This window comes from Bradyrhizobium sp. HKCCYLRH1030 (genome assembly GCF_051168395.1).
Classification (GTDB): Bacteria; Pseudomonadota; Alphaproteobacteria; order Rhizobiales; family Xanthobacteraceae; genus Bradyrhizobium.
In genome coordinates, this window is record NZ_JBNPUY010000004.1 from 418,378 (window position 1) to 440,243 (window position 21,866).

At 65.5% G+C, this 21,866-nt stretch carries 20 protein-coding genes; 12 read left to right on the forward strand and 8 right to left on the reverse strand.

The genetic code is table 11. The annotated features are described in order from the left end of the window. Positions 1 to 2: 2 nt before the first annotated feature. From ACQR1E_RS15070 to ACQR1E_RS15105, 8 genes are all read left to right on the forward strand, one after another. The gene (locus ACQR1E_RS15070; RefSeq protein WP_315717339.1) at positions 3 to 1,085 is read left to right on the forward strand and encodes an ABC transporter ATP-binding protein; all 1,083 of its coding nucleotides are present in this window, start codon (positions 3 to 5) and stop codon (positions 1,083 to 1,085) included. 3 nt (positions 1,086 to 1,088) lie between these two features. Continuing rightward, positions 1,089 to 1,991, forward strand: coding sequence for a carbohydrate ABC transporter permease (locus ACQR1E_RS15075; RefSeq protein WP_315717338.1), 903 nt, complete (start codon positions 1,089 to 1,091; stop codon positions 1,989 to 1,991). After that, positions 1,991 to 2,797 (forward strand): carbohydrate ABC transporter permease, encoded by an 807-nt coding sequence (locus ACQR1E_RS15080; protein WP_315717337.1) that lies wholly within the window; start codon positions 1,991 to 1,993, stop codon positions 2,795 to 2,797. The genes ACQR1E_RS15075 and ACQR1E_RS15080 overlap by 1 nt, the downstream gene beginning before the upstream one ends. Before the next feature lie 187 nt (positions 2,798 to 2,984). Continuing rightward, on the forward strand, positions 2,985 to 3,314 hold the full coding sequence (locus tag ACQR1E_RS15085; protein WP_315717336.1) for a DUF2160 domain-containing protein: 330 nt from the start codon (positions 2,985 to 2,987) through the stop codon (positions 3,312 to 3,314). Between the two features lie 123 nt (positions 3,315 to 3,437). Then, positions 3,438 to 5,180 carry an ABC transporter substrate-binding protein gene (locus ACQR1E_RS15090; protein WP_315717375.1) on the forward strand — a complete coding sequence of 581 codons (1,743 nt, stop codon included), beginning with the start codon at positions 3,438 to 3,440 and terminating at the stop codon, positions 5,178 to 5,180. Positions 5,181 to 5,515: 335 nt separating this feature from the next. After that, the gene (gene exbB / locus ACQR1E_RS15095) at positions 5,516 to 6,292 is read left to right on the forward strand and encodes a tonB-system energizer ExbB (protein ID WP_315827007.1); all 777 of its coding nucleotides are present in this window, start codon (positions 5,516 to 5,518) and stop codon (positions 6,290 to 6,292) included. Positions 6,293 to 6,295: 3 nt separating this feature from the next. Further along, positions 6,296 to 6,721, forward strand: a complete 426-nt coding sequence (gene exbD, locus ACQR1E_RS15100) for a TonB system transport protein ExbD (RefSeq protein ID WP_315738390.1) — start codon at positions 6,296 to 6,298, stop codon at positions 6,719 to 6,721. Beyond that, positions 6,718 to 7,638 (forward strand): energy transducer TonB family protein, encoded by a 921-nt coding sequence (locus ACQR1E_RS15105; protein ID WP_315717332.1) that lies wholly within the window; start codon positions 6,718 to 6,720, stop codon positions 7,636 to 7,638. The genes exbD and ACQR1E_RS15105 overlap by 4 nt, the downstream gene beginning before the upstream one ends. Positions 7,639 to 7,681: 43 nt before the next feature. Here the strand turns inward: ACQR1E_RS15105 and ACQR1E_RS15110 are convergent, their stop codons facing one another. Beyond that, on the reverse strand, positions 7,682 to 8,023 hold the full coding sequence (locus tag ACQR1E_RS15110; protein ID WP_315717331.1) for a hypothetical protein: 342 nt from the start codon (positions 8,021 to 8,023) through the stop codon (positions 7,682 to 7,684). A 49-nt stretch (positions 8,024 to 8,072) separates the two neighbouring features. Then, positions 8,073 to 8,915: a hypothetical protein gene (locus ACQR1E_RS15115; RefSeq protein WP_315717330.1), complete on the reverse strand. Its 843-nt coding sequence runs from the start codon at positions 8,913 to 8,915 to the stop codon at positions 8,073 to 8,075. Positions 8,916 to 9,873: 958 nt separating this feature from the next. On the opposite strand from ACQR1E_RS15115, the gene ACQR1E_RS15120 reads away from it, so the two are divergent. Next, positions 9,874 to 10,230, forward strand: coding sequence for an EF-hand domain-containing protein (locus ACQR1E_RS15120; protein WP_315717374.1), 357 nt, complete (start codon positions 9,874 to 9,876; stop codon positions 10,228 to 10,230). Between the two features lie 126 nt (positions 10,231 to 10,356). Here the strand turns inward: ACQR1E_RS15120 and ACQR1E_RS15125 are convergent, their stop codons facing one another. Then, entirely contained in the window at positions 10,357 to 10,992 is a 636-nt protein-coding gene (locus ACQR1E_RS15125) for a response regulator transcription factor (RefSeq protein WP_434897230.1), read from the reverse strand. Positions 10,993 to 11,304: 312 nt separating this feature from the next. Between ACQR1E_RS15125 and ACQR1E_RS15130 the strand changes: the two genes are divergently transcribed. Beyond that, complete coding sequence (locus ACQR1E_RS15130) at positions 11,305 to 13,680, forward strand: TonB-dependent receptor (protein WP_434897231.1); 2,376 nt, start codon at positions 11,305 to 11,307, stop codon at positions 13,678 to 13,680. Positions 13,681 to 14,196: 516 nt separating this feature from the next. Beyond that, a complete protein-coding gene (locus ACQR1E_RS15135; protein ID WP_434897255.1) occupies positions 14,197 to 14,613 on the forward strand; it encodes a hypothetical protein in 417 nt (138 codons plus the stop codon). 174 nt (positions 14,614 to 14,787) lie between these two features. On the opposite strand, the gene ACQR1E_RS15140 is transcribed toward ACQR1E_RS15135, so the two are convergent. From ACQR1E_RS15140 to pgm, 4 genes are all read right to left on the reverse strand, one after another. Then, a complete protein-coding gene (locus tag ACQR1E_RS15140) occupies positions 14,788 to 15,885 on the reverse strand; it encodes an alkene reductase (RefSeq protein WP_434897232.1) in 1,098 nt (365 codons plus the stop codon). 158 nt (positions 15,886 to 16,043) lie between these two features. After that, the gene (locus ACQR1E_RS15145; RefSeq protein ID WP_434897233.1) at positions 16,044 to 16,547 is read right to left on the reverse strand and encodes a DUF1993 domain-containing protein; all 504 of its coding nucleotides are present in this window, start codon (positions 16,545 to 16,547) and stop codon (positions 16,044 to 16,046) included. Between the two features lie 438 nt (positions 16,548 to 16,985). Beyond that, positions 16,986 to 18,221: a lytic murein transglycosylase gene (locus ACQR1E_RS15150; protein WP_315750451.1), complete on the reverse strand. Its 1,236-nt coding sequence runs from the start codon at positions 18,219 to 18,221 to the stop codon at positions 16,986 to 16,988. A gap of 232 nt (positions 18,222 to 18,453) precedes the next feature. Continuing rightward, on the reverse strand, positions 18,454 to 20,094 hold the full coding sequence (gene pgm, locus ACQR1E_RS15155; protein WP_315717325.1) for a phosphoglucomutase (alpha-D-glucose-1,6-bisphosphate-dependent): 1,641 nt from the start codon (positions 20,092 to 20,094) through the stop codon (positions 18,454 to 18,456). Between the two features lie 367 nt (positions 20,095 to 20,461). On the opposite strand from pgm, the gene ACQR1E_RS15160 reads away from it, so the two are divergent. Then, on the forward strand, positions 20,462 to 21,292 hold the full coding sequence (locus ACQR1E_RS15160) for a hypothetical protein (protein WP_434897234.1): 831 nt from the start codon (positions 20,462 to 20,464) through the stop codon (positions 21,290 to 21,292). A 25-nt stretch (positions 21,293 to 21,317) separates the two neighbouring features. Here ACQR1E_RS15160 and ACQR1E_RS15165 read toward each other — a convergent pair whose 3' ends face one another. Then, the gene (locus tag ACQR1E_RS15165) at positions 21,318 to 21,857 is read right to left on the reverse strand and encodes a hypothetical protein (RefSeq protein ID WP_315826999.1); all 540 of its coding nucleotides are present in this window, start codon (positions 21,855 to 21,857) and stop codon (positions 21,318 to 21,320) included. Positions 21,858 to 21,866: the final 9 nt, after the last annotated feature.

The window sequence follows — 21,866 nt, forward strand, 5'->3', positions numbered from 1 at the left end:
GCATGGCCCGCATTGACCTCGTCGATCTCGCCCACGCCTACAACGGCAACAGCGGCGATATCGAGAGCTACGCGCTGAAGCCGGTGACGATGACCTGGCGCCAGGGCGGCGCCTATGCGCTGCTCGGCCCGTCCGGCTGCGGCAAGACCACGCTGCTCAACTTGATCTCCGGCATTCTGACGCCTTCGCACGGCAAGATCCTGTTCGACGGCACCGACATCACCAAAGCCTCGACCCGCGAGCGCAACATCGCGCAGGTGTTCCAGTTTCCGGTGATCTACGACACCATGACGGTCGGCGAGAACCTCGCCTTTCCGCTCAAGAACCGCGGCGTGCCGAAAGCGGAGATCGACAAGCGCGTCGCCGAGATCGCGCGGCTCTTGGACCTGACGCCGGACCTGCATCGCAAGGCGACACGGCTCACCGCCGACGCCAAGCAGAAGATCTCGCTCGGCCGCGGCCTGGTGCGCTCCGACGTCGCCGCCGTGTTGTTCGATGAGCCGCTGACCGTGATCGATCCCGAGCTGAAATGGCAGCTCCGCTCGAAGCTGAAGGCGCTGCATCGCGAGCTCGACCTGACGATGATCTACGTCACCCACGACCAGACCGAGGCGCTGACCTTCGCCGACACCGTCGTCGTGATGCACGACGGCCGCGTGGTGCAGAGCGGCACGCCGGCGGAATTGTTCGACAAGCCCGCGCACACCTTCGTCGGCTACTTCATCGGCTCGCCCGGCATGAACATCCTCTCCGCCGAGGTAAAGGGCCGCGAGGCCCGCATCGATGGCCACACCCTGACGCTGTCGCGCAGCTACGACGCGCTGCCGGCCGGCGCCAAGATCGAGATCGGCGTCCGCCCGGAATTCGTCGATGTCGCTCAGCCCGGACCGGGCCTGCTCGACGCCAATATCGAACGTGTCGACGATCTCGGCCGCATCCGCTTCGCCCGCGTCCGCGTCGGCGACGTCAAGTTCGCCGCGCGCCTGCCGGCCGGCTTCTCGCCGCAGGGCTCGGCGATCGGGCTGAAGTTCGATCCAGCCTATGTCCACGTCTATGCCGACAGCCGTCTCGTCGAGGGAGCCTGAGTGATGGACAAGACCATCAACAACAAGGCCTGGTTCCTGGTGCTGCCGGTGTTCCTGCTGGTGGCGTTCTCCGCTGTCCTGCCGCTGATGACGGTGGTGAACTATTCGATGCAGGACACGTTCGGCAACAACCAGTTCTTCTGGAATGGCGTCGGCTGGTTCAAGGAGCTGCTCGATCCCTCGACCGATCTCGGCGGGCGCTTTCTCGCCTCGCTCGGGCGTAACCTGATCTTCTCGCTCGCGATCCTGGCCATCGAGGTTCCGCTCGGAATCGTCGTGGCGCTGTCGATGCCGCGGGGCGGATGGACCGTGGCGTTCTGCCTCGTCGTGCTGGCGCTGCCACTTCTGATTCCGTGGAACGTGGTCGGCACGATCTGGCAGATCTTCGGCCGCTCCGACATCGGCCTGCTCGGCTACACGCTCAACGCCATCGGCCTGGACTACAATTACGTCTCGAACGACGCCGACGCCTGGTTTACGGTCATCTTGATGGACGTCTGGCACTGGACCAGCCTGGTAGCGCTGCTGTGCTATGCCGGCCTGAAGTCGATCCCCGACGCCTATTACCAGGCTGCGCAGATCGACGGCGCCTCGCGCTGGGCGGTGTTCACCGCGATCCAGCTGCCCAAGATGCATCGCGTGCTGCTGATCGCCGTGCTGCTGCGCTTCATGGACAGCTTCATGATCTACACCGAGCCGTTCGTCGTCACAGGCGGCGGGCCGGGCAATTCGACGACCTTCATCTCGATCGAGCTCGTCAAGATCGCGCTCGGCCAGTTCGATCTCGGCAAGGCGGCTGCCCTGTCGCTGGTCTACAATCTGATCATCCTGATCGTCTGCTGGGTGTTCTACACCATCATGACCAATGCCGGCGCCGAGCGGCGGCCGGTGAAAGGGGGCGCGTGATGAACACCATTCCGGGCCGTCGGATCATCATCTCGCTATTCCTGGTCTTCCTGCTGTTGCCGATCTACTGGCTCGTCAACATGAGCTTCAAGACCAACAACGAGATCGTCACCACGATGAACTTGTGGCCGCATCAGCCGACGCTGGCCAACTACATGCGCATCTTCACCGACGAGAGCTGGTATTCCGGCTACATCAACTCGCTGAAATACGTGATCATCAACACGGTGATCTCGATCCTCGTGGCGCTGCCGGCGGCCTATGCATTCTCGCGGTACCGCTTCCTTGGCGACAAGCACCTGTTCTTCTGGCTGCTGTCGAACCGCATGGCGCCGGCTGCGGTCTACGCGCTGCCGTTCTTCAATCTGTATTCGGCGATCGGCCTGTTCGATACGCCCTGGGCGGTGGCGCTGGCGCATTGCATCTTCAATATCCCGCTCGCGGTCTGGATCCTCGAAGGCTTCGTGTCGTCGGTGCCGCGCGAGATCGACGAGACGGCGTTCCTCGACGGCTACTCGTTTCCGCGCTTCTTCGTGAAGATCCTGGTGCCGCTGATCGCGAGCGGCATCGGCGTCGCCGCCTTCTTCTGCTTCATGTTCTCCTGGGTCGAACTGCTGCTCGCGCGCACGCTGACCTCCGTCGACGCCAAGCCGATCTCGGCGGTGATGACGCGCACCGTCTCGGCGTCCGGCATGGATTGGGGTCTGCTCGCGGCTGCCGGCGTGCTCACGATCATCCCCGGGGCGCTCGTCATCTGGTTCGTCCGCAACTACATCGCGCGCGGCTTCGCGCTGGGACGGGTGTGATGACGCACGCTTGTTGCCACGGCCTCCGTTCCGCCTCCCCCGCTTGCGGGGGAGGCCGTATCGCATCGTCAGATGCGATACGGGTGGGGGCATCTCTCCTCTCGGGCGCTCCGACGCGCGGCGCCCCCACCCCAACCCTCCCCCGCAAGCGGGGGAGGGGGCCCATTACCGCCTGGAGCCGATAGCCATGAACAGCATCGCATGGATGGCATGGACCTTGCCGACCGCGATCTTCTTTGCTGCGCTCGCATGCACGCTCGGCGTCATGATCGTGCTCGCCGCGCGCTACCCGGAGGCCGAGCGGGTCGGCGTGCTGCGCATCCCGACCACGCGCGGCGACCGGCTGTTCATCTCGCTGATCTCGGCCGCCGTCATTCATCTCGTATGGATCGGTCTGGTCGGCACCGACACGATTGCGACCTTGCCGATCGGCGAGGAAGGGTTTGAGGTTTCGAGCCTGTGGCTCGCGACCGCAATTTCGCTTGCATCAGCCGTTGCGATCTTCCGCACCGTCTGACGCAGGTGAAAAGGGGCAGATCCGGGGGCAACCCGGACCTGGATACGTCTGTCGCTCAAGGAGGAAAGCATGCGACACTTGAAACCTAGGAAGCATCACCTGACCAAGGCGAGCTATCTCGCGATGACCAGCGCTGCTGCGCTGTTCGCCGCCACTATGACGCTGTCCGTGCCGGCACGTGCGGACGACGCCACGATCCAGAAGTGGATCGACAGCGAATTCCAGCCTTCGACGCTGTCGAAGGAAGAGCAGAAGAAGGAGCTCGAGTGGTTCGCGAAGGCCGCCGAGCCCTTCAAGGGCATGGAGATCAACGTCGTCTCCGAGACCATCACGACTCACGAATACGAGTCGAAGACTCTCGCCAAGGCGTTCAGCGAAATCACCGGCATCAAGCTCAAGCACGACATTATCCAGGAAGGTGACGTCGTCGAGAAGCTGCAGACCCAGATGCAGTCCGGCAAGAACGTCTATGACGGCTGGATCAACGACTCCGACCTGATCGGCACCCACTTCCGTTACGGCCAGACGATCGCGCTGTCGGACTACATGAAGGGCGAAGGCAAGGACGTCACCGATCCGATGCTCGACGTCAACGACTTCATCGGCAAGTCGTTCACGACCGCGCCGGACGGCAAGCTCTATCAGCTGCCCGACCAGCAGTTCGCGAACCTGTATTGGTTCCGCTACGACTGGTTCACCAATCCGGACTACAAGGCCAAGTTCAAGGCCAAGTATGGCTACGACCTCGGCGTGCCCGTGAACTGGTCGGCCTATGAGGACATCGCCGAGTTCTTCACCAACGACATCAAGGAGATCAACGGCGTCAAGGTCTATGGCCACATGGACTATGGCAAGAAGGATCCCTCGCTCGGCTGGCGCTTCACCGACGCCTGGCTGTCGATGGCCGGCAACGGCGACAAGGGCATCCCGAACGGCCTGCCGGTCGACGAATGGGGCATCCGCATGGAAGGCTGCCGTCCGGTCGGCTCGTCGATCGAGCGCGGCGGTGACACCAACGGCCCGGCGGCCGTCTACTCGATCGCGAAGTATCTCGACTGGATGAAGAAGTATGCGCCGCCGCAGGCGCAGGGCATGACCTTCTCCGAGGCCGGTCCGGTCCCGGCGCAGGGCAACGTCGCTCAGCAGATCTTCTGGTACACCGCCTTCACCGCCGACATGGTGAAGCCCGGCCTGCCGGTCGTGAATGCGGACGGCACGCCGAAGTGGCGCATGGCCCCGTCGCCGCATGGCGCGTACTGGAAGGAGGGCATGAAGCTCGGCTACCAGGATGCCGGTTCTGCGACGCTCTTGAAGTCGACCCCGCCGGATCGCCGCAAGGCCGCCTGGCTGTACCTGCAGTTCATCGTCTCCAAGACGGTGTCGCTGAAGAAGAGCCATGTCGGCCTCACCTTCATCCGTGAATCCGACATCTGGGACAAGTCGTTCACCGAGCGTGCGCCGAAGCTCGGCGGCCTGATCGAGTTCTACCGCTCGCCCGCGCGCGTGCAGTGGACCCCGACCGGCAACAACGTGCCCGACTATCCGAAGCTGGCGCAGCTGTGGTGGCAGAACATCGGCGATGCGTCGTCCGGTGCGAAGACCCCGCAGCAGGCGATGGACGCGCTCGCGGCCGCTCAGGACTCCGTCCTCGAGCGTCTGGAGAAGTCCAAGGTCCAGGGCGAGTGCGGTCCGAAACTGAACAAGAAGGAATCGGCCGAGTTCTGGTTCAACAAGTCGGCCAAGGACGGCAACATCGCTCCGCAGCGCAAGCTCGCGAACGAGAAGCCGAAGGGCGAGACGATCGACTACGACACCCTGATCAAGTCGTGGCCGGCCACCCCGCCGAAGCGCGCCGAGGCGAAGTGAGCCAACGCTCTGAAGTCATCGCCCGGCTCGACCGGGCGATCCCATCACGAAGGCCGGGAGCAATCCCGGCCTTTTCTTTTGGCCCAGAGGCGAGGGGCTTCCCGTTCCATTCGGGAATTATTCCCGGGTCGCCTGGGACAACTTCCACGCAGCAAGTGCCTTGAAGCCGGTGAGGACAGGCGGCACTCTTTGACGATCGGGATTGTCGCGATCTTCGCCGTGACTTTGCCCCAACGACGCGAAACAACAAGGCCTCGACACGATCCGGCATGGCCCCATGCGATCCACGCCGGGATCGTGATCACCAACCACGGGGCCCCCGAGGGAGTACGGCCATGGATCAGGCGCACATCGCCAATATCGCGAGCACGCTGCCGGAGGCGTTGTCGCCCTGGACCATGTTCATGCAGGCCGACATCGTCGTGAAGTCGGTGATGATCGGGCTGGCGCTGGCTTCGGTCGCAACCTGGACCGTTCTGGTGGTGAAGACGATCCAGCTCCGCGCGGCACTGCGCACCTCGCGCAGCGCGCTCGGCATCGCGATGGCCGCGCGCGCGCTGTCGGATGCGACGGGACGCATTTCCGCCGACGACGGTGTGGTCGGACGGCTGCTGGCCGTCGCCGATGACGAAATCGACAAGTCGCGTGGCCTCCCCGCCGATGGCATCAAGGAGCGTGTCTCCTGGCAGTTCGAGCGGATCGAGGCGGCGGCGGTGGCGCGGATCGGCCGCGGCATCGGCATTCTCGCCACCGTCGGCGCCGTCGGGCCGTTCGTCGGCCTGTTCGGCACGGTCTGGGGCATCATGAACAGCTTCATCGGCATCTCGCATGCCCACACCACCAACCTCGCGGTGGTGGCGCCGGGCATCGCGGAGGCGCTGCTCGCCACCGCCTTCGGCCTCGCCGCGGCGATTCCCGCGGTCGTGATCTACAACCTGTTCGCGCGCGCCACCGGCGGCTATCGCGCCGTCATCGCCGATGCATCGGTGGCGGTCATGCGCCTGCTCAGCCGTGATCTCGACCGGCAGCACGCGGGGCCCACAGAGGTGCGGCGCAGCGCCATCCGCGCGGTCGACGCGCCGCTGCTATCGATCGCCAATCCGGCGGAGTGAGCCATGGCCGTCAAGCTTGCCCGGCGCCCCGACGAGTTCGAGGAGACGCACGACATCAACGTGACGCCGTTCATCGACGTCATGCTGGTGCTCCTGATCATCTTCATGGTGGCGGCACCGCTCGCCACGGTCGACGTCCCGGTCAACCTGCCGGCGATCTCGGCCGAGCCGCAGCCGCGCGCGGAGACGCCGGTCTTCGTCACCTTCAAGGCCGACCGCTCGCTCGCCGTTGGCGACCAGAGCGTGGCGCAGGCCGACATTGCCGCCTCGCTCGATGCCGCCACCAAGTCCGATCACGAGCAGCGCGTGCTGCTGCGCGCCGATCAGACGCTGCCCTATGGCGAGGTGATGGCGCTGATGAACACGTTGCGCCGCGCCGGCTACACCAAGGTCGCGCTCGTTGCCCTGGAAGACCGGGGCGCGCAGTGAGCGTTCTGACGCTCGATCCGTTCGAACACGAGCAGCGCCGGGAGCGGACGCTGTGGACCATCGCCGCGCTGGTGGTGGGCGGGCTGCACGTCGGGCTCGCCGTCGGCTATCTGCTGCTGCGTCCCGCGCCGCAGGGGCGTGCCCAGGCGCCGGCCTTCGACGTCGTGTTCACCCCGGCGGTGGTGAGCGAGCCGGCGCCGACGGCGCAGGATGCGCCGGCGTCCGAGCCGCCGCCGGTGGAGCCGCCAAAGGATGAGCCGGTGAAGGACGACCCGGTCGCGCGCGAGGCCGTCGCTGAGCCTGTCCCGGCTCCCTCCGAGCCGGAGCCGGTGCCGGATGTCGTTCCCTCGCCGGAGCCCGCGCCACAGGTCGCCCTCGCGCCCGAGCCGCCGCGTGCAGACGATGTCGTTTTGCCGCCGCCGCCACCACCGAAACCGATCGAGGCGAAACCGCCGGAGCCGAAGCCCGTTCCCGTGCCCGAGCGTGTCGAGCGCAAGCCGGTGGAGAAGAAGGAAACGAAGGAGAGGGCCGAGAGGAAGCCCGCACCGCCGAAGCCGGCTGCGGCGCCGGCGGCCCGGCCTTCACGTGTCGCGTCGGCGCCCAATCCCGGCGAGGACAGCGTCGGGGCGCGCGAGGGCCAGGCCAGTTGGAACGCCGAGGTGGTGGCGCAGATCCGCCGCGCCGCGACCTATCCCTCCGACGGCAATGGCGCGAGCGGCACCGTCATGCTGAACGTCGTGATCGATCGTAACGGCCGGCTGCTGTCGCGGCGGCTCGCTGGAAGCTCGGGCTCGCCGGCGCTGGACCGCGCGGCGATGGGCATCATCGAACGCGCCGCGCCGTTCCCGCGCTTTCCGCCGGCGATGGCTCAGGCGCAGGTCTCGCGCACGGTCCCTCTCCATCTGAGGCCGCGCTGAGCGCGGCGCCATCCAGGGCGATATCGGTGCCGCCGCGTGCCGCTTATTTGCTGCACTCGGTCAGATCCGTATCGCGCACGACGAACTGCGCGCCTTCCTTGAGTTCGATGTTCTTGGCGACGCAGGTGCGGCCGCCCTTTTCGGACAGCTTGATGTCGTAGCGGCCGGACTTCACGCCGACCAGCGTCATGCGCTCATTGTGGTCGACCTCGCCCTCGTCGTCGTTCTTGCACTGGTCGGCGCCCCAGGTTTTGGTGCCGGCGGCCGCCAGGTACATTTTCACGATGGTCTGGCCGGTGCGGTTGAGGAAGCGCGGGCCGTCCTCGGCGGACGCGGCGGAGCCGGCCAGCATGAGAAGCGCGCAGGCGGTGACGAGGCGACGCATGACGAGTGTCCTTTTCTTATGATTGGTCATGGGATGAAGGCGCGGGGGGTCAGAAATCCTTGCCGATGCTGGTCTTGACGGCAAGGCCGCGCGAGGCGTTGGTCAGGCCGTAGCCGACGCCGAAGCTGAACTCGAAGCCCTTGAAGCGGGTGTCGGCGACGGCGTAGAGCGTCTGCATCTGTTGATTCCAGGGCAGGATGTAGCCGAACGGTCCGAGATTGGAGAAGTGCTCGATACCGACGGTCCAGCGATCGCTGAGGCGCTTGACGAAGCGCACCGAGGGCTCGAAGGCCGAGCCGGCGCCGTCGATGCCGAAGGTCATGTTCGCGTTGAAGATGAGCTGATAGTCGTTGGGCAGGTTGACGCCGATGATCGGCGTGAACATCTGCGCCACCCGCGGCGTCGCCTCCTGCACGAAGCGCGGCGCGCCGGGCTGGCCGGCGCCGGCCTTGTTGGCGACCCACAGGTCCGGCGTCAGGCCGCCCTGCGGCGCCAGGATGGTGCGTGACACCAGGCCGAGGAAGACGGTGCGCTCGAGCCGGTCGCCCTGGATGAAGGTCTGGCGAATGGTGACGCCGCCGGACTGGAATGAATAGCCGGGCACGCCATTGTCCATCACGTTGCCCAGCGCCATCGGCACATTGGTGCGGGCAAAGGCGTAAGGCGAGGTCAACGCGATCTCGTACCATTCGGTTGGCGAGTAGCCGATCTCGGTCTCGCCGGTGACCGCACGCTGCGGCACGCGGCGTCCGCCGTTCTGTTGCGGATTGAAGGTTGTCAGATAGCCGAAGCGCTGTTCGACCTGGAAATGTCCGGGCGAGGCGGGGTCATTGCCCTGGATCTCCTCGGCCGCTGCACCGAACGGCGCGAGCACGAGAGCACCGGCAGCCATGTACAATCGCGATCGTCTTTTTGTACTCCTGGCGATGCCGTTCGGCTGCATGTCCCCGCGCTCCCTTCAACTAATGAGCTAACGAGTCGGCTGGGCGAAAACATGCGGGCCTGTCGGCTGAAAGATGACGCGATCGGGAAACGATCAGTCGTCGAATGCCGCAATTGCTCCGGCCCTTGCTGTTTCGATGAGGAATAGGGATGTTTTGGCAAGTCGAACGGGACATTTTGACCGGGACAATATGGCGGCCATTTCGCGAGTGAATCTCAACGCGGTGATGAATGTGGCGTGCTGCAAACACATTGAGGTCATAGAGCGAGGAAAACATGTGTTGCAGCATGCATTGCTGATCGCCGGATCAGCCAGAGAATGGACACGCCCGTGCTTCACACACCCGGTCATCATCGCCGCTTGTCCGCTCGGCCGATGCGGCTTGGACTGGTGCTCACACTGCTTCTGTCCACGCTGCTGCCGGATGGACGCGCCTTCGCGGAGGAGCCGCTGCGGGACCAGCTGGAAGCCTGGTGGAATCAAACCCAGGCCGGCAAGAGAGATCAGGTTGGGCAAGTCCGACAGGCGTCATCGGGGAGCGGTGCCAGAACCGCAAGGCATGTCGCCAAGCGCGGACGCCACGTCGCCAATGCTCGGGCCGAGGCAGGAGGAGGTGTCTTCGACCACGATAGCAGTCCGCGTCGCGACCGTCCGGGGAGATATTTCCTGCACGGACCGAGGTTCTAGTTCCGACCGCTCTTGCGGGAATTTCCCGAGCGTCGTGTTCTTGCACTTGCGAAATAACGAGGCCTCCCATAGGTCAAAGCGATGTGTGGCGCGTTGCCGGTGAAACCGCCGACGCTCGCATACGTTGTTTTCGTGCGCTTCATCGCCGCCCCTCGGACGGCGGAGATAAAGGATCAATTCGATGAATTGGAAACTGATGATGACGGCCGCTGCCGTCGGCATGGCCGCGATCGTCGGCACGTCGACGATCGCTGTCAGTGCACCGGCCCGTTCCAAGCTGCTGACCTCGATCGACCCCGACAAGGACGGCACCGCCGACATGAACGAGGTCCGCACGGCCGCCGGCGCGCTGTTCGATCGTCTCGATCGCGACCACGACGGCACGCTCGACGCCAAGGAGCTGCGCGGCCGCGTTTCGGCCAAGGATCTCAAGGCCGCTGATCCAGACAATGACGGCACGCTGACCAAGGACGAGTATCTCGCGCTGGTGGAAGGCCGCTTCAAGGCGGCCGATCCGGACGGTGACGGCACGCTCGATTCCAAAGAGCTGAAGTCGGTGGCCAAGCTGCTGAAGTGAGACATCGGTCCGCACTGGACCGACGCGACATAGACATGAGCTCGAGGGCCTGTGACGGGAGACCGTCGCAGGCCCTCGTCTTTCAGGCAGATGCTCGTGGCGGGCCGGCAGGAAGGCGATTGGCCCTCACAGGCTTGGGCGGGACATTTCCACTGCGAGACGAACCAGATCGGGCAGGCTGCGGGCCCCGAGCTTCTGACGCAGCCGGTAGGTCAGGTTGATGACGGTCTTGTAGCTGATGCCGAGATGGTCGGCGATCGCCTGATAGGATTTCGCCTGGGCCAGCAGCGCAAGGGCCTGGCGCTCGCGCGGGGTCAGCGCAGGGGTCGCCATGCCGTCCGGGTTGGCGCGGAGCAGGGCGATGCGGGTGGCGAGCTGCGGATCGAGATAGGTGCCGCCGGCTCGAACCTGCTCCAACGCCCTGGGCAGCTCGTGCGGCGGCGCGTCCTTCAGCAGATAGCCGCTGGCGCCGGCGTCGATCGCCGAGCGGACGATGCGCGGATCGGCATGCATGCTGAAGACCAGGATCCGGGCGCGGGGATCGTGCGACCGCATGCGTTCGATCAGACTGATGCCGCCAAGCTCCTGCCCGTGCAGGCGCAGATCGACGATCGCGACATCCGGCCGGTCACGGACATAGGCTTGGTACCCGCTGTCGGCATCGTGTGCCTCGGACAGCGCGCGGATCCCGGCTTCGTTCAGCAGCCAGCGGCAGGCCGTGATCACGACCGGGTGGTCATCGACGAGCAGAACGCGATACATCCGATGAAGGTCTTGCCCTTATGGCGCCGACGGCGCCGATGCTTCCTCTACCATGTGAGTTCCCTTGCAAACCAGGATCGGGTGCAACAGTGCGGCCGAGGCTGGGAGATAGCTCGGCGAATCGATCGCCACTTTCCGGATCCGGGAAGATTGTCCCTAGGGGCCGAAGAATATTGCCCGTTGCGACGAACTGGAGGGCTGTTTACGAATGTTAACGTTCGTAAACGGGTAAATCGGCCAGTTCTGGTGCGGGTAAAGGCTCAGGGGCGTGGGCTGTTGCCGGATCCGGTCGACAAGAAACTGGGGGACGTCTTGACCAGACTGTCGGCGCTGAAGAGCGCGCTTCTCGCGACCTGTGCGTTGCTGCCCGCGGCTGCGTTCGCGCAGCAAACCCTGCAGACCATCGAGGTGGTCGGCGTCTCGCCCGTTCAGGGCAGCGAGATCGCGAAGGACAAGATTCCTTCCAATGTCGAAACCATCGGGGCGCGGGAGCTCGACCACAGCCGCGCGCCGACGCTGCTCGACAGCATCCTGCAATCGGTGCCCGGGGTCTCCCTCAGCGACCAGACCGGGAACGCGTTCCAGCGCGACTTGAATTATCGCGGTCAGACTGCCTCGCCGGTGCTCGGGACGCCGCAGGGCATCGCCGTCTACCAGAACGGCACCCGCATCAATGAGGCCTTCGGCGACGTCGTGAACTGGGACCTGATCCCGGAAATGGCGATCGCACGCATGACCCTGATGCCGAACAATCCGCTGTTCGGCCTCAACGCCACCGGCGGTGCGCTGTCGATCGAGATGAAGAACGGCTTCAACTACCAGGGCGGGGAAGCGCAGTTGTTCGGCGGCTCGTTCGGCCGGATCCAGTCGGGCGCTCAATACGGCTGGAACAACGGCACCTACTCGGCCTATATCGCGGCGGAAGGCGCCTATGACCGCGGCTGGCGCGACTACTCGTCGGCCTCGCAGATCCGGCGCATGTATGCCGATTTCGGCGCGCGCGGCGACAATACCGAATTCCATCTCTCCTTCACCGGTGCCGACAACAAGCTCGGCTCGGTCGCCGCGACACCGATCGAGATGCTGAACCAGCGCTGGTCCAGCGTCTATACCTGGCCGCAGTCGCTGCATCTGCAGATGCAGATGGTGCAGGCGAGCGCAAAGTGGACGCCGACCGACACGCTGTCGATCCAGGCCAACGGCTATTACCGCAACTACAAATCCGCGCGCGTCGATGGCAATAGCACCGAGGTGCGGGACGGGGGCGGCGTGTTCGTCCTTGAGGACGCCGCGGGGACCCCGTGGGACATCAACCGCAACGGCCCAACCGCCAACACGCTGGCGGGCGATGCGGCGCTCGGTCAGATCGACCGCAATGCCGTCAAGACCGACAGCTATGGCGGCTCGCTGCAGGCGACCTCAACGACGCAGCTCTTCGGCCATGACAACCATTTCGTCGTCGGCGCCAGCGTCGATCACGGCAATACCAACTTCCAGGCCACATCCGAGCTCGGCACCATCGACAACAATCTGTTCGTCACCGGCCTCGGCGTCTACGTCGATCAGCCCAATGCCGGCCTCGCCCCGGTCAACCTGAATGCCAAGAACACCTATCTCGGCGTCTACGCGACCAATACCTTCGACATCACCTCGCAGCTCGCCTTGACCGCCGGCGGCCGCTTCAACTGGGCGCAGATCAACCTGCGCGACCAGACCGGTTTCGCGCCGCTCCTGAACAGCAACAACAATTTCCAGCGCTTCAACCCGGTGGTCGGCCTGACCTACAAGATCACGCCTGACGTGACCGCCTACGCGGGCTATTCAGAAGCCAACCGTGCGCCGACGCCGCTCGAGCTCGGCTGCTCCGATCCGGCCAATCCCTGCCTGATCGACAACTTCCTGATCGCCGATCCGCCGCTCAAGCAGGTGGTGTCCCGCACCGTCGAAGGCGGCCTGCGCGGCGAGATTTCCGGCGGCCGCTCGGCCTACGCCGCCGACCTGCCGGCCTACCGCAAGGCCCCGATCAAATCGGTGGCGGTCGATGATGGCTGGCGGCTGCGCTGGGGCCTCAGCCTGTTTCGTACCGAGAATTCCGACGACATCATCCAAGTCGTCGACCCGGCCAACCCGGTGCGCGGCTATTTCAAGAACGCCGGCACCACGCTGCGCCAGGGTGTCGAGGCCAAGGTCGACCTGGCCTGGAACCGGTGGACCGCCTACGCCAACTACACCTTCATCGACGCCACCTTCCGCAGCGCCTTCGACGTCAACGATCCGTTCCTGCGGGTGCCGGTCGGCGTCGTCTCCGGCAACCACATTCCCGGCATTCCGGCGCACCGCCTGAAGCTCGGCGCAGAATATGCCGTGACCGACGCCTGGAAGGTCGGGGCGAGCGTCAACTATGTCGGCAGCCAGTACCTGCTGCACGACGACACCAACGTCTACCCGAAGGTCCCGGCCTACTGGGTCGTGAACGTCAACACATCTTATCAGGTGACCAAGAACGTCGAGGTGTTCGGCCTGATCCAGAACCTGTTCAATCAGCGCTATTACTCGGCAGGTACCGTGTTCGACCCCGCCGGCTTCAACACCGCCGGTGGCGGAACGGCGTTCGCGCTGAACGATCCGCGTAGCATGGTTCCGGGGATGCCGCTCGCGGCCTATGCCGGCATCCGGGCGAAGTTCTGAGCTTCGCATCCTGACGACCATAGGCGCATCCGCGCCGCGCCACGGCAGCCCCCACCGTGGCAGGAAGGCCGGGAGAAATCCCGGCCTTCTTCTTGCTTGACTGAAAGCGTGACGTGTCTCCGCTACCGTAGGGTGGGCAAAGGCGCGCGTGCGATACTGCATGTCACGAGCTCAACTCCACCGCGCGCCGTGCCCACCATTCCTTCCGCTTGCGCGGATGCACGGCGGGCACGTGACCGCCCTGCGGGCGGCTGCTTTGCCCACCCTACGCAGCCGGTATGAATCGTCGATGAGTCTGCTCACGATGGATTTTGGGCAATTATCCCGCTGACCTCGTGAAGGAGATCGCTGCGCGCCTGTGGAATTTGCGAAGCATCGCGATTAGTTGCTGCCGGCCTTCGCCAACTACGAACTTCCGCCACAGAACCCGACCAGCTATTGCGCATCGTATCGAGCAGCGAGGTGGCGCATATGAGCCGTAGATCTTCAAGCCTTATATCGATCATCGCGTCATCGATGGAGGCCGTTCACCGGCCCCACGTGCCTCCATGGGTGCGAGCGACAATCTCTGTCGTGCTTCTCGCTGGCAGTCTGGGGGCGCATTCTCTGCTGCTTGGCGATGCGGCGGCGCGCGATCTCGATGGGCGTTACGCCAATTCTCCGCTCAAGGGCTGGTTCGAGAGTTTGCGTTCGGGCAAGGGGCCGTGCTGCTCGGATGCGGATGGCACCGCGCTCTCGGACACGGATTGGGACACGAAGGATGGCCGCTACCGTGTTCGCATTGAAGGCCAATGGTGGGTCGTTCCGGAAGAGGCCGTGGTGACCGAGCCCAATCGCGCCGGCCGGACGATGGTATGGCCCGTGTATTATCGCGAGCTGAATACGGGCCTGCGCATCGATGTGCGGTGCTTCCTGCCCGGCAGCATGATGTAGGTGGGGATGTGCCGGATCGCAGAAGCGCAGGGTGGGCAAAGGCGCGAAGCGAGATGTTGCGACAGGCGCGGCCTCTCGTGCGGGGTGCCCACCGCTCCCTCCGCTCTCGCGGAGGCATGGTGGGCACGCGGCCGCCCTGCGAGCGGCTGCTGTGCCCACCCTACGTGATGGCGACTACTCCGCCGCTTGCGACGCTTTCAGCGTCGGATAGTCGGTGTAGCCCTTCTCGCCGCCGCCATAGAGGGTGGCGCGGTCGAGCTCGTTGAGCGGCGCGCTGACCTTGAGCCGCTCGACCAGATCCGGGTTGGCGATGAACGGCCGGCCGAAGGCGATCAGGTCGGCCGCGTTGGCATCGAGCTGTTTGTTCGCGAGCGCGAGGTCATAGCCGTTGTTGGCGATGTAGGTGCCCTTGAAGCGCTTGCGCAGCGACGCGTAGTCGAACGGGGCAACGTCGCGCGGGCCGCCGGTCGCCCCCTCGATCACGTGGATGTAGACCAGATTCAGCGCCGCGAGCTGGTCGACGATGTAGTCGAACAGCGCCTGCGGATTGGAATCCGAGATGTCGTTGGCCGGCGTCACCGGAGATAACCGAATGCCGGTCCTGTCGGCACCGATCGCCTCCGACACGGCCTTGGCAACCTCGAGCATCAGCCTTGCGCGGTTCTCGATCGACCCGCCATAGGCGTCGGTGCGCTTGTTGGCGCCGTCCTTGGCGAACTGGTCGAGCAGATAGCCGTTGGCGCCATGGATCTCGACGCCGTCGAAGCCGGCCTCGATCGCATTCAGCGCGGCCTGCTTGAACGCCGCGACGATGCCGGGAATTTCCGCGAGCTCGAGCGCACGTGGCGTCGAGACGTCGGTGAACGCGCCGCCGACGAAGGTCTTGGTCTTGGCCGCGATCGCCGAGGGCGCGACCGGCGCACCGCCATTCGGCTGCAGCGAGACATGGGAGATACGGCCGACATGCCAGAGCTGGATGAAGATGCGCCCGCCCTTGGCATGCACCGCGTCGGTCACCTTGCGCCAGCCGGCGATCTGCTCCTTGGAATAGATGCCAGGCGTGTCCTGGTAGCCCTGGCCCTGCTGCGAGACCTGGCTGGCCTCGGAGATCAGGAGGCCGGCGGAGGCGCGCTGGCTGTAATATTCGGCCGTCAGCGGACCCGGCGCGAGGCCGTCGACCGCGCGGTTGCGGGTCAACGGCGCCATCACGACGCGATTGGCGAGGGTGACCGGACCGAGCTGATATGGCGCGAACAGTTTGGATGCACTCATCGGGATCTTTCCAGGAGAGGGGAGGGGGTCGTGGTGAGTTGTGCATTGCCGCGAACAGCGCAATGCCGCGAGGTATCCGTCCGGCGCAGACGTGCCGCGCGATGGAGCGGCCGCAACGGGCCATCCGTTGGATAGCCTGTTGCAATAGACGAAAGGGATCAGGCGACGCCCAGGAAGTCCCGCTTGCCGATTTCGACGCCGTTGTGGCGGAGGATGCCGTGGGCGATCGCGGCGTGGAAATAGAAGTTCGGAAACGAGACGCGGTTGACGAAATCCTGCCCCTTCAGGGTCAGCGTGGTGTTGGGCCCGCTTGGAAAGGTGACGTCGCGGCTGTCGGCCCCTTCGAACTGCGCCGGCTGGAACGTCTTCAGGTAATCGATGGTTCTGGCAAGCCGCTGGCGAAGCTCGGCGAACGTCGTCTCGGTGTCGGGTGTGCTCGGGACCTCGCTATGGGAAAGCCGTGCGCAGCCCTTGGCGGCGAAGTCGCAGGCGAGCTGGATCTGTTTGGAGAGCGGCAGCATGTCCGGGTACAGCCGTGCGCCGAGCAGCACCTCGGGGGCGATCTTTTTGGGCTCGCAATGGGCCTCGGCCTTGCTGAGCAGGCCGGACAGGCTGCCGAGGATCTGGAGGTAGGCCGGCACGGTCGAATCGTAAAAGGACATGATGCTCTCTTTTGGCAGGAGACGTCGCGACGAAGGCGCGCGCCCTCGCAGATGGGGCGGCGTCCAAGAGAATGCAACTGCATCTTTCTGGTTTTTGCGGTTGCCGTGCATTCCAGTCGTTCACGCTGAGGTCACGGCGATTGTGGACGCGTCCCCTGGAGGATTTCCCCAAGCCGTGGCCGAAATGCCGGATCGAGGTCGTGGAGAACGACGAGCCTGGGTGGCCGAACAGGGGCAGGATGAAGATCGGCGCTACAAGCCAAATCGGGCTTCAATTGCCCGTCTGCTCGCGCTTTTGTCCTGAGCGATCATCTGGCCGTCCAATTCCGAGGTGATAAATTGGAATAGCGAAGAGCGGACGACACGGTCGCATGAAGTCGGACAATAAGTCATCTGCAATTGAGAGACGAGGAGCGCCGCGCGATGATGTCGGCTCACCTACCGTGTCGCTGTCGCTGAAGCCGGCGCCGCCTGCGCCCGCGGCGTGCCGCGCATGCGTACGAGCAGTTCCGCCGTCGGCCAGGAATCGGCCGGCAGCCCGAGCCGCACCTGCATCGTTTTGACCGCGATGCGGCTCTGCTGCCCCAGCACGCCGTCGACCTTGCCGACGTCGAAACCGGCCTTCACCAGGAGCTGCTGCAGTTCCTTGATCTCTTTGAACGGCAGTTGCGCCACGGGGCCGCTGGCTTTGCGCATCGGCGCCGCGCCGGCGATGCGGGTGGCGAGATAGGCCGCGGTGGTCGAATAGATCAGCGAATTGTTCCACTCGGTGTAGGCGGCGAAATTGGCATAGGCCAGGAACGCCGGGCCGTTGCGGCCCATCGGCAGCAGCACCGAGGCTTCGAGCGCATCGTTCGGCAGCGGCCGGCCGTCGGCATAGGTCACGCCGAGGCCGGCCCATTTGCTGCGCGGCGCCTTGACGGTGAGATCGGCCTGCTCCCACGGAAACGCCTGGGGCACGCGGATCTCCTCCAGCCACGGCTCGCCGCGGCGCCATTTCAGTCCGGTCGCGATGTAGTTCGCGGTCGAGCCGATCACGTCGGGCGCGCTGCGCAAGAGGTCGCGGCGGCCATCGCCGTCATAGTCGACGGCATAGGTGACGTAGTGGGTCGGCAGGAACTGCGTCTGACCGAGCTCGCCGGCCCAGGAACCGATCATCTCCTCCGGCGCGAGATCGCCGCGGTCGATGACCTTCAGCGCGGCGATGGTCTCATTCTGGAAGCGCTCGCTGCGGCGGCAATCATAGGCCAGCGACACCAGCGACGGCAGCACCGGCAAATTGCCCATGTTGGCGCCGAAATCGCTCTCCAGGCCCCAGAACGCGGCGATGACCGCCGGGGGCACGCCATACTCCTTCTCAGCGCGCGCGAACGCTGCCGCATGCATCCGGATGTGCTGCTGGCCGTTCTGCATCCGGTAGGGCGCGGCCATCCGGCCGGCGAACTCGGTGAACAGTTGACCGAACACGCGCTGGCCGCGGTCGCGATTGACGATGCCCTGGTTGTAGGTGAGGTACGGCGAGGCGGCCGCGATCGCGCGCTGCGACACGCCTTCGGCAATGGCGCGTTGCTTCAGCTCGGCGAGAAACCGGTCGAAGCTCTGGCCGTTATGGCAGGCCGCGGCGCGCATCGATGGCGCCGGCTTCGGACGTGGTGCGGCCGCCTCCGGCGCCATTTGCGCCGCGGCGCTGACAACCAGCATGAACGAGGTTGCGAGCGCGCTGAAGGTGACGCGCAAGGCAGTCGAAGAGCTTCGCATCCGGTCTCACCGATGGCTGTCAGGTCGTTGTCCAGCCATCGATATCCGATGCGGGGGGCGGGAGGGAAGGGGGCAGGGGCGAACAGCGAATGGCGAATGGGAAACGGCAAGAACCCTATTCGCTACGCCCTATTCGCTACTCGCCCTTTCATCCCACCTTCGCCAGCGCCGCCTGGGCCTCGCTCTGGATCCGCTTGAGATGCTCGGCGTCGCGAAAACTCTCGGCATAGAGCTTGTTGACGTCCTCGGTGCCGGAGGGTCGCGCCGCGAACCAGCCGTAGTCGGTCTCGACCTTGATGCCGCCGAACGACTGGCCGTTGCCCGGAGCCTTCGTATGCACCATGCGAACGGGATCGCCGGCGAGCTCCTTCAGGTTCAGCATTTCCGGCGTCAGCGCCTTCAGCGCCGCCTTTGCCGGCGGGCTCGCCGGCACGTCGATGCGCTCATAGACCGGCGCGCCGAGCTCGGCCGTCAGCTCCTTGTAGAGCTCGCTCGGGTCACGGCCGCGCCTGGCCATGATCTCGGCCGCGAGCAGCCCGAGGATCAGGCCGTCCTTGTCGGTGGTCCACACCGTGCCGTCGCGCTTCAGGAACGAGGCGCCTGCGCTCTCCTCGCCGGCGAAGCCGAAACTGCCGGAGCCGAGGCCCTCGACGAACCATTTGAAGCCGACGGGGGTTTCGACGAGCTTGCGGCCGAGCTTGCGTGCGACGCGGTCGATCATCGAGCTCGACACGATGGTCTTGCCGATCGCGGCATCGCTTCGCCAACCGGGCCGGTGAGCGAACAGGTAGGAGATCGCCGTCGCTAGATAGTGGTTGGGATTCATCAGCCCGCCCGAGCGGGTGACGATGCCATGGCGGTCGGCGTCGGTGTCGTTGGCAAACGCGACGTCGAAGCGCTCGCGCATGCCTATCAGGCTCGCCATCGCGTAGGGCGAGGAGCAGTCCATGCGGATCTTGCCGTCCCAGTCCGCGGTCATGAAGCGGAAGGTGGGATCGACGACGTCGTTGACGATTTCAGCGTTGAGACCGTAGCGCTCGATGATCGGCGCCCAGTAGGCGATCGCCGCGCCACCGAGCGGATCGATGCCGATCTTGATCCCGGCCGCCTTGACGGCGTCGAGATCGACGGTGTTGGCGAGATCGGCGACGTAGGGCGTGATGTAGTCGTAAGCGTGCAACGAGCCGCGCTGCTTGGCCTGGCTGTAGCTGATGCGCGATACGCCATCGAGGTCGTTGGCCAGATACACATTGGCCTGCCGCTCGATCTCGGCCGTCGCGTCCGTGTCGGCGGGGCCGCCATGCGGCGGGTTGTATTTGTAGCCGCCATCCTCCGGCGGATTGTGCGACGGCGTGATGACGACGCCGTCGGCGAGATGCGCCGTGCGGCCCTTGTTGTAGGAGATGATGGCGTGCGAGATCACCGGCGTCGGCGTGTAGCCGCCGTCCTTGTCGACCATCACCTCGACGCCATTGGCGCCGAACACTTCGAGCGCGCTGGCAAGCGCCGGCTCGGCCAGAGCGTGGGTGTCGATGCCGACGAAGAGGGGGCCGTCGAGGCCCTGCTGGCGGCGGTAGTCGCAGAGCGCCTGGCTGGTGGCGAGAATGTGGTTCTCGTTGAAGCCGGTCTTCAACGACGAGCCGCGATGCCCCGACGTGCCGAAAGCGACGCGCTGGGTCGGCTCGTGCGGGTCGGGCTTCAGCGCATAATAGGCCGTGATCAGCCGCGGAATGTTGGCGAGCGCGGCATTGGCGATCGGCTTGCCGGCTGCGGGGTCTGTCTTGGCCATGGAGCATCCTTCGCAAGTTCGAGAAACATCTGCGGCGGCGCTTCGTTCCGCCGCGGCGGGCGCAGGGAACGCGGGGCGTCGCGACGAACCTGCCGCAACATGGCGGCGCGCGGTGATCCGATCAACGGAATTCGTGCACGCCCCCCGCGGCGGCGTGAAGCCTATTTGATATCCGCTGAGGGAATGCCGGGTTCTCGCGGTCGAGGCCGGCCAATGTCGCCGCCTTGTGCGCGCGACATTAACCACGCCTCACTGAGTCCGCGTGCCGGGACCGGCGCTTAAGCCTGAGTTTAACGGATGGCCGTTGAAATAGCAGGCCGGAGCAGAGGCGCGTCTCGTGCGCGGGAGAGTCGTCAGGAGCGGAAAAGTGAGAGCGCTTTGTCTCGGCGCGTTGGCCGTCGTTTCAACCTTGGCCCTGGCCGGCTGCAGCCACCAGGTGACGCCGCAGGTGGCCTCGCCTTGCGTCGATCTGAGCGGAAGGCCCTGCGTGGACGGTCCCGTCGCCGACCAGTCGCCGCAATCATTGGAGCCTGCCGACACGATCCACAAGCCTGCAGCCGCGGTCGCGCGCCGCGCGACTCTGCAGCACAAGCACGCCCGCGCCGCAAAGCGCCGGGTCAAGTCGCCAATCGCCACCGCCAAGACGATTGAAAAGCCGATTGAAAAGGCGATTGACAAGCCGATCGAAAAGCCGCTCGCGGCGCCGGCGCGCACGCCGCGGCCCGATCCGGTCGCGCCGGCTGACGGCGCGCCCGCGCCGGTGATCAAGACCCCCTCCGTCACGACCGATATGCCGAATCCGGCCAAGGTCCAGAGCGACGTCATGGTGGCTGCGGTGACGGTGGCGGCCGAGCTGGCCGAGCGGATGACCGCGCTGCGTGTCCCAGAGGGGCCCGCCGACAGTCATCTCGTCGCGGTGCTGCTGGCGCGTCCCACCGTGCGCGGATTGGGCGATCTCAGCGGCAAGGTGATCGCGATCGACGAGCGCTACGCCAAGTCCAACGCGAAGATCACCGCGGCCATGAATGCGGCCGGTGCGACGGAGGTGCTGCTGCTGGAAGGGCAGGCCACCGCGATCACCCGGTTGAACAATGGCGAGGTGAGCGCGGCCGTGGTGGCCCTGGTCTCGCCGGAGGCCGCGGAGGCGTTTCCGAAGGTCGCGGGCTTTCGCCTGTTCTCTGTCGTCCTGAAGCCGTAGCTTCAGGACGCTTGTCACAGGCCGGCTAGGTCGCGGCGGCGCTGCGCGACGGCCGCGGCAGCGCCGCGCCCTTCACGGCCGCGATTCCCCTGGGAAAGCCGCTGCGGTCGCTATAGAGGCGCTTGCGGCCGCGTCGCGGATCGTGCTGCCTCTTGACGTCCTGGGCGCACATGTAGTCCAGCGCCGTGATGCCTCCGACCATGACCAGCGCCGCCAGCACGCTGCCCGCGCGCGGATTGCTCGGCCTGAGCTCACCGGCCAGCGTCAGCATGTCCAGCCCGTCGCCGGCGACGCGGCTCAGCAGGCCGGCCCGCTTCTCCACCGACAGCGTGAGCACGCCGGCGAACAGCTCGCGCACGCCATAGGCCCGCACCAGTCCCTCGCGGCCCTCCATGCCGAGCGCATGCGTGACGCGGTGCGGCGCCAGCAGCTCCAGCGTGCCGAGCACGATGCTGAACCAGCCGAGCCCGCGGGCCAGACGATCGGCCGGCGTCAGCGAGCTGGGGCCGGTCGAGATGATCTTGGGGTCGCCCTTGGATCTCACGAGATTCGAGAAATGAAACATGCGATGCGA

What these genes read in the sequence shown, in the direction of transcription:
- ACQR1E_RS15070 (WP_315717339.1), top strand. Translation starts at nt 3, where the DNA reads ATGGCCCGCATTGACCTCGTCGATCTCGCCCACGCCTACAACGGCAAC.
- ACQR1E_RS15075 (WP_315717338.1), top strand. Translation starts at nt 1,089, where the DNA reads ATGGACAAGACCATCAACAACAAGGCCTGGTTCCTGGTGCTGCCGGTG.
- ACQR1E_RS15080 (WP_315717337.1), top strand. Translation starts at nt 1,991, where the DNA reads ATGAACACCATTCCGGGCCGTCGGATCATCATCTCGCTATTCCTGGTC.
- ACQR1E_RS15085 (WP_315717336.1), top strand. Translation starts at nt 2,985, where the DNA reads ATGAACAGCATCGCATGGATGGCATGGACCTTGCCGACCGCGATCTTC.
- ACQR1E_RS15090 (WP_315717375.1), top strand. Translation starts at nt 3,438, where the DNA reads ATGACCAGCGCTGCTGCGCTGTTCGCCGCCACTATGACGCTGTCCGTG.
- exbB (WP_315827007.1), top strand. Translation starts at nt 5,516, where the DNA reads ATGGATCAGGCGCACATCGCCAATATCGCGAGCACGCTGCCGGAGGCG.
- exbD (WP_315738390.1), top strand. Translation starts at nt 6,296, where the DNA reads ATGGCCGTCAAGCTTGCCCGGCGCCCCGACGAGTTCGAGGAGACGCAC.
- ACQR1E_RS15110 (WP_315717331.1), bottom strand. Translation starts at nt 8,023, where the DNA reads ATGCGTCGCCTCGTCACCGCCTGCGCGCTTCTCATGCTGGCCGGCTCC.
- ACQR1E_RS15115 (WP_315717330.1), bottom strand. Translation starts at nt 8,915, where the DNA reads ATGGCTGCCGGTGCTCTCGTGCTCGCGCCGTTCGGTGCAGCGGCCGAG.
- ACQR1E_RS15120 (WP_315717374.1), top strand. Translation starts at nt 9,874, where the DNA reads ATGGCCGCGATCGTCGGCACGTCGACGATCGCTGTCAGTGCACCGGCC.
- ACQR1E_RS15125 (WP_434897230.1), bottom strand. Translation starts at nt 10,992, where the DNA reads ATGTATCGCGTTCTGCTCGTCGATGACCACCCGGTCGTGATCACGGCC.
- ACQR1E_RS15135 (WP_434897255.1), top strand. Translation starts at nt 14,197, where the DNA reads ATGGAGGCCGTTCACCGGCCCCACGTGCCTCCATGGGTGCGAGCGACA.
- ACQR1E_RS15140 (WP_434897232.1), bottom strand. Translation starts at nt 15,885, where the DNA reads ATGAGTGCATCCAAACTGTTCGCGCCATATCAGCTCGGTCCGGTCACC.
- ACQR1E_RS15145 (WP_434897233.1), bottom strand. Translation starts at nt 16,547, where the DNA reads ATGTCCTTTTACGATTCGACCGTGCCGGCCTACCTCCAGATCCTCGGC.
- ACQR1E_RS15150 (WP_315750451.1), bottom strand. Translation starts at nt 18,221, where the DNA reads ATGGCGCCGGAGGCGGCCGCACCACGTCCGAAGCCGGCGCCATCGATG.
- pgm (WP_315717325.1), bottom strand. Translation starts at nt 20,094, where the DNA reads ATGGCCAAGACAGACCCCGCAGCCGGCAAGCCGATCGCCAATGCCGCG.
- ACQR1E_RS15165 (WP_315826999.1), bottom strand. Translation starts at nt 21,857, where the DNA reads ATGTTTCATTTCTCGAATCTCGTGAGATCCAAGGGCGACCCCAAGATC.